Origin of the sequence: Sphingomonas sp. (assembly GCF_042091075.1) — a bacterium.
In the GTDB taxonomy this organism is placed as follows: Bacteria; Pseudomonadota; Alphaproteobacteria; order Sphingomonadales; family Sphingomonadaceae; genus Sphingomonas.
In genome coordinates this window covers 1-5,780 of sequence record NZ_JBELIE010000190.1, presented here as the reverse complement: position 1 = coordinate 5,780, position 5,780 = coordinate 1, and the positions used below count along the sequence as shown (strand labels likewise).

Annotated in this window: 8 protein-coding genes; 4 read left to right on the top strand and 4 right to left on the bottom strand. The window is 66.8% G+C overall.

What is annotated here, in order from left to right; all coding sequences use genetic code 11:
- The 4 genes from ACFDSW_RS14840 to ACFDSW_RS14825 all read right to left on the bottom strand — a co-directional run.
- Window positions 1-640 (bottom strand): peptidylprolyl isomerase (locus ACFDSW_RS14840; RefSeq protein ID WP_375251048.1); only part of this gene is annotated, 640 nt, incomplete at its 3' end.
- A gap of 68 nt (window positions 641-708) precedes the next feature.
- The gene (gene coaD, locus ACFDSW_RS14835; protein WP_375251047.1) at window positions 709-1,221 is read right to left on the bottom strand and encodes a pantetheine-phosphate adenylyltransferase; all 513 of its coding nucleotides are present in this window, start codon (window positions 1,219-1,221) and stop codon (window positions 709-711) included.
- 6 nt (window positions 1,222-1,227) lie between these two features.
- Complete coding sequence (locus tag ACFDSW_RS14830) at window positions 1,228-2,136, bottom strand: polyprenyl synthetase family protein (protein ID WP_375251046.1); 909 nt, start codon at window positions 2,134-2,136, stop codon at window positions 1,228-1,230.
- Window positions 2,133-2,372, bottom strand: coding sequence for an exodeoxyribonuclease VII small subunit (locus ACFDSW_RS14825; RefSeq protein WP_375251049.1), 240 nt, complete (start codon window positions 2,370-2,372; stop codon window positions 2,133-2,135). Before ACFDSW_RS14825 ends, ACFDSW_RS14830 begins: the two co-directional genes overlap by 4 nt.
- A gap of 131 nt (window positions 2,373-2,503) precedes the next feature.
- Between ACFDSW_RS14825 and ACFDSW_RS14820 the strand changes: the two genes are divergently transcribed.
- From ACFDSW_RS14820 to ACFDSW_RS14805, 4 genes are all read left to right on the top strand, one after another.
- Window positions 2,504-3,862, top strand: coding sequence for an NAD-dependent succinate-semialdehyde dehydrogenase (locus ACFDSW_RS14820; protein WP_375251045.1), 1,359 nt, complete (start codon window positions 2,504-2,506; stop codon window positions 3,860-3,862).
- A gap of 151 nt (window positions 3,863-4,013) precedes the next feature.
- Complete coding sequence (locus ACFDSW_RS14815) at window positions 4,014-4,346, top strand: ArsR/SmtB family transcription factor (RefSeq protein ID WP_375251044.1); 333 nt, start codon at window positions 4,014-4,016, stop codon at window positions 4,344-4,346.
- Window positions 4,347-4,356: 10 nt separating this feature from the next.
- Window positions 4,357-4,800: an arsenate reductase (glutaredoxin) gene (gene arsC / locus ACFDSW_RS14810; RefSeq protein WP_375251043.1), complete on the top strand. Its 444-nt coding sequence runs from the start codon at window positions 4,357-4,359 to the stop codon at window positions 4,798-4,800.
- Window positions 4,800-5,780, top strand: a 981-nt coding sequence (locus ACFDSW_RS14805) for an arsenic transporter (protein WP_375251042.1), incomplete at its 3' end; no start/stop codon positions are given. The genes arsC and ACFDSW_RS14805, both read left to right, overlap by 1 nt.

The following is a 5,780-nucleotide window of genomic DNA, read 5'->3' as shown; positions in this document are numbered from 1 at the left end:
CGGTCAGCTCCGCGTCCGACACCGGCGCCGCGGCCGGAGGGGCGGCGGCGGGCATGTACGGCGGCGGATTGTCGCTGGCGATATAGGCATGGATGACACGCGACGGATCCTGCGGCGGCTCACCGCGCGCGATCGCGTCGACATAATTCATCCCCGACATCACCCGACCGAAGACGGTATATTTCTTGTCGAGCTGGAAGCGCGGCTGAAAGACGATGTAGAACTGGCTGTTGGCGCTGTCTTCCTTCTCGGCACGCGCCGCCGCGACCGCGCCGCGCACGTGCGGCAGATAATTGAACTCGGCGGGCAGATCGGGCAGCTGACTGCCGCCGGTGCCGTCGCCCTTGGGATCGCCGCCTTGCGCCATGAAACCGTCGATGACGCGATGAAACACCAGCCCGTCATAGAAATGCTGCCGCGTCAGCGTCTTCACCCGCTCGACCATCTTGGGCGCGACATCCGGGCGCAACAGGATCGCCACCCGCCCACCCGTCGACAGGTCGAGCAGCCACACGTTCGACTGGTCGACGGGGGCAGGTGCGGGGGTTGGCGCGGCGGGCGTCGGCTGCTGTGCCAGCGCGACGGCAGGGGTGGCGACAGCGGCCGCGAACAGCGCGGCGAGATGAGCGAGGGGACGCATCGTGACTTTCGCTAACGGGATCGTGAGGCGCTCCTAAAGCAAAAGCCCGCTTGCGCCAAACTGAACCGTCAATCGCCGCGGCGACCGATCACCTCGACCCGCGCGACCACCTCGCGGCGCACCTCCGGGCTGACGAATTTGGCGATATCGCCGCCGAAGATCGCGATTTCCTTGACTAGCTTCGATGCGATCGGCTGCAGGCTGACATCGGCCATCAGGAAGACCGTTTCGATCCGGTCGTTCAGCTGCTGGTTCATCCCCGCCATCTGATATTCATATTCGAAGTCGGCCACCGCGCGCAGCCCGCGGACGATCATGCTCGCCCCTTCACGCTCGGCGAAGTTCATCAGCAGCGCGTCGAAGCAGACGACATGGATCTCGCCGCCGATCGATTCCACCTCGCGCCGCACCATCGCCATCCGCTCGTCGAGCGTGAACATCGGCGATTTCGAGGGATTGGTGGTCACCCCGATCACCAGCCGGTCGACCAGCTTCGCGCCGCGCCTGATGATGTCCATATGACCCAGCGTGATCGGGTCGAAGGTGCCGGGATAGACGCCGATGCGCGGTGATGCGGTCATAATGGGTCAGCCTCGCCTGTCGGTGACGAACCGCGCGATGTCGCGGAGAAGATCGGCCTCGGGGCCGAACGAACGGAGATGATCGATCGCCTGATCGATCAGCATGCGCGATTGCTGTCGGGCACGCTCCACCCCCAGCAGCGAGACGAAGGTTTCCTTGCCCTGCGTGCCGTCCTTGCGCAGCTTCTTGCCGGCCAGATCCTCGTCGCCTTCGACATCGAGCAGATCGTCGACGATCTGGAACGCCAATCCCAGATCATGCGCATAGCCGCGAAGGTGAACGCGCCCCTCCGGAGGGATACGGGCAAGGATTGCGCCAGCCTCCACCGCCGCCGCGATCAGCGCGCCGGTCTTCATCTGCTGCAACCGGGTGACGGTGCCGAGATCGAAGGTCGCGCCGTCGGCCGCCAGGTCCATCGCCTGACCGCCCGCCATGCCCGAGGGACCGGCGGCGCGCGCCAGATCCGCGATCAGCTCGGCGCGAACGAACGGATCGGCGTGCGTCGCCGGGTCGGCCAGCACCTCGAACGCGAGCGCATGCAGGCAATCGCCCGCCAGGATCGCGGTCGCCTCGTCGAACGCCTTGTGCACCGTCGCCTTGCCATGGCGCAGATCGTCATCGTCCATCGCCGGCAGATCGTCATGGATCAGCGAATAGACGTGGATCGCCTCCAGCGCGACCGCGACCCGCCCCGCCGCCTCACGCGCGACGTCGAACAGTCGCGCGGTGGCGAACACCAGCAGCGGGCGCAGCCGCTTGCCCCCGCCGATCGTGGCATGCCGCATCGCGCGATACAGCGGCGCTCGCGGATCGTCGGGCACGGTCAGCAAGGCGTCGAAGCGGCGGTCCATCTCCGCCGCGACTTCCTTCAGCGCGGCCTGAAGCCGCGGGCTTGCGTTGGCGGTGACGCTCATCCGGCGAGGAACGGCTCGACACCAGCGGGCGTGCCATCGCCGCCGGTACGGATCGCCTCGATCCGGGCCTGTGCGGCATCGAGCCGTTCGGCGCATTTGCGGCGCAGCGCGCTGCCGCGCTCGTACAGCCGGATCGCTTCTTCCAACGGGGTATCGCCCGATTCGAGCTTGCCGACGATCGCCTCCAGCTCGCGCAGACCGGCTTCGAACGAGAGAGTGTCGAGATCCTGCTCCATATCCGCCGCTATGCGATGCGGGTCGAGACGGGTCAAGAAAGCGTGCGCATCCGTTCCCCATCCCTCGATCGATGCGTCACATCGATCGCCACGGGGCGGCAACGGACGACCGGCCCGACCGTTGAGAGCCCATGTTTCAAAGCATCGACCCCGCGACCGGCAAGCCCGGCGCCACCTTCGCCGAACTGACCAGCGATCAGATCGAGGAGCGCGTCGCACGCGCGCAGCACGCCTTCGCATCATGGCGACATACCCCCCTCGCGGAGCGCGCGGCGCTGCTGGAGGCGATCGCGGAGCAATTCGATCGCGACAAGCGCCGCCTGGCCGAGATCGCCACGCGCGAAATGGGCAAGACGCTAATCAGCGCGATCGCGGAGGTGGAGAAATGTGCCGCCGCGTTCCGCCATTATGCGCAGAACGGCCCCGCAATGCTGGCGCCGATCACGATCGACAGCGCGAGCGGCCCCGCCACCGCACACTGGCTGTCGCAAGGGCCGGTGCTGGCGGTGATGCCGTGGAATTTCCCCTATTGGCAGGTGATCCGCTTCGTCGCGCCGACGCTGCTGGCGGGCAATGTCGGGCTGCTGAAGCACGCCTCGCTGACGCAGGGCGTCGCCGCCGCGATCGAGGAGACGATCACCGCCGCGGGCGCCCCGGCGGGTGTCTTCCAGAATCTGGCGATCCGCAGCGACCGGGTCGACGCGCTGATCGCCGACCCGCGCATCGTCGCGGTCACGCTGACCGGCAGCGAGGGCGCCGGGATGAAGGTGGCCGAATCTGCAGGACGCGCGCTGAAGAAGGTCGTCCTCGAACTTGGCGGGTCTGACCCGTTCATCGTGATGCCCTCCGCCGATCTCGACGCGGCGGTGGCCCAGGCGGTGAAGGCACGGGTGCAGAATAGCGGCCAATCGTGCATCTGCGCCAAGCGCATGATCGTCCACACCGCCGTCTACGACACGTTCCTCGATCGCTTCGCCACCGCGATGCGCGCCGTCAAGGCGGGTGATCCGATGGCGGCGGACACCGACATGGGCCCGCTATCGAGCGAGGAGCAGCGCAGCACCGTGATCGAACAGGTCGCTCAGTTGAAGGCGGCAGGTGGCCGCGCGCTGGTCGAACCCGCGCCGCTGCCCGGCGCGGGCGCCTTCCTGTCGGCGGGGGTGATCGTCGACGTCCCGCCCGACCATCCCGTCGCACGGGAGGAGATATTCGGCCCGGTCGCGATGGTGTTCCGCGCCGACGATATCGACGCCGCGATCCGGCTGGCGAACGACGTGCCGTTCGGGCTCGGCTCGTCGGTATGGACCAATGACGCGCAGGAGCGCGAGCGCTTCGTACAGGAGATCGAGGCGGGCATGACCGCGGTCAACCAACTGCTCGCCTCCACTCCGGAAGCGCCATTCGGCGGCGTGAAACGCTCCGGCCATGGACGCGAATTGGGGCAGTTCGGGCTTCACGAATTCATGAACCTGAAGACCGTGTTCGGATAGCGGCCAGACGCTGCAGGCCGTCTCGGTAGCGCTGGAAAATGGCGGGGGCAAACCTTCGCGGAATGCGTTGCCAGGTGTGTGATGAAAGCACCTGACCCTCGGATAGGCGGACGATCATAGCGTTGCCATAAATATCCACTATGCTGGATATATGGAAAACGATTCGGCTATCGCGGCGCTTGGTGCGCTGGCGCAGGGAACCCGCCTCGATGTGCTCCGCCTGCTGGTCCGCCACGAACCGTCCGGGCTGGCGGCCGGCGAGATCGCCCGCCAGCTCGACGTGCCGCAGAACACCATGTCCGCGCACCTCGGCATTCTCGCCCGCGGCGGTCTGGTCCGCTCCGAACGCCATAGCCGGTCGATCATCTACCGCGCCGATCTGGACGGCTTGCGCGCGCTGACGCTGTTCCTCGTCAAGGATTGTTGCGCCGGCAACGCGGAACTGTGCGCCCCGCTGATCGCCGAACTCGCCCCCTGCTGTTGAAAGGACGCCCATGAACCGGACTGACTCGGCTGTCGATATCGTCATCTACCACAATCCAGAATGCGGCACGTCGCGCAACACCCTCGCCATGATCCGCAATGCCGGCATCGAGCCACATGTGGTCGAGTATCTGAAAACCCCGCCCGCACGCGCGCTGCTGGTCGAGCTGATCGACCGCGCCGGCATGACGCCCCGTGAGCTGTTGCGCGAGAAGGGGACGCCCTTTGCGGAGCTGGGCCTGGGCGACACGTCGCTGTCCGACGACGCCTTGGTCGATGCAATGATGGCGCATCCGATCCTTATCAACCGGCCGCTGGTCGTCTCGCCGCTCGGCGTGAAGCTGTGCCGCCCTTCTGAAGCCGTCCTTGATCTGCTGCCGAGCGGCCAGCTTGCCGCGTTCGCCAAGGAAGATGGCGAACAGGTGGTGGATGCTTCGGGCCAGCGGGTCGCCTGATGCTCATTGCCGCCCTGATCTTTATTGCGACGATCGCGCTCGTCATCTGGCAACCCAAGGGCCTCGGCATCGGGTGGAGCGCGATGGGCGGTGCCGTCGTGGCGCTGCTCGCGGGAGTCGTCACCCTGTCCGACGTGCCGGTGGTATGGGGCATCGTCTGGAATGCCACCGCCGCCTTCGTCGCGATCATCGTCATCAGCCTGTTGCTCGACGAGGCCGGGTTCTTCGAATGGGCGGCGCTGCATGTCGCGCGCTGGGGCGCAGGCCATGGCCGCCGGCTGTTCGTCCTGATCGTGCTGCTCGGCGCAGGCGTATCGGCGCTGTTCGCCAATGACGGCGCAGCGCTGATCCTGACGCCGATCGTGATCGCCATGCTGCGGGCGCTGGGTTTCAAGGACAAGGCGACGCTGGCGTTCGTCATGGCGGCGGGGTTCATTGCCGATACCGCCAGCCTGCCGCTGGTCGTGTCGAACCTCGTCAACATCGTGTCCGCCGACTTCTTCAGGATTGGTTTCGGTGAATATGCCTCCGTGATGGTCCCGGTCGATCTGGTGTCGATCGCCGCCACGCTGGGCGCGCTGTTGCTCTTCTTCCGACGCGACATACCGCGAGATTACGACGTGGCCGCGCTGCGCGCTCCCAGTGCAGCGATCCGTGATGCCGCCACCTTCCGCGCCGGATGGATCGTCCTTGCCCTGCTGCTCGCCGGGTTCTTCCTGCTCGAACCGCTCGGCGTGCCGGTCAGCGCCGTCGCCGCTGCCGGCGCGATCCTGCTGCTGGTGATCGCCGGGCGGGGCCATGTGATCGAGGCGCGGAAGGTGCTGCGCGGCGCGCCGTGGCAAGTCGTGATCTTCTCGCTCGGCATGTACCTGGTCGTCTATGGCCTGCGGAACGCTGGCCTGACCGATCATCTGGCGGCGCTGCTCGATCACACCGCGCAAGGCGGGGTGTGGGGTGCGGCAATGGGAACGGGCGTGATC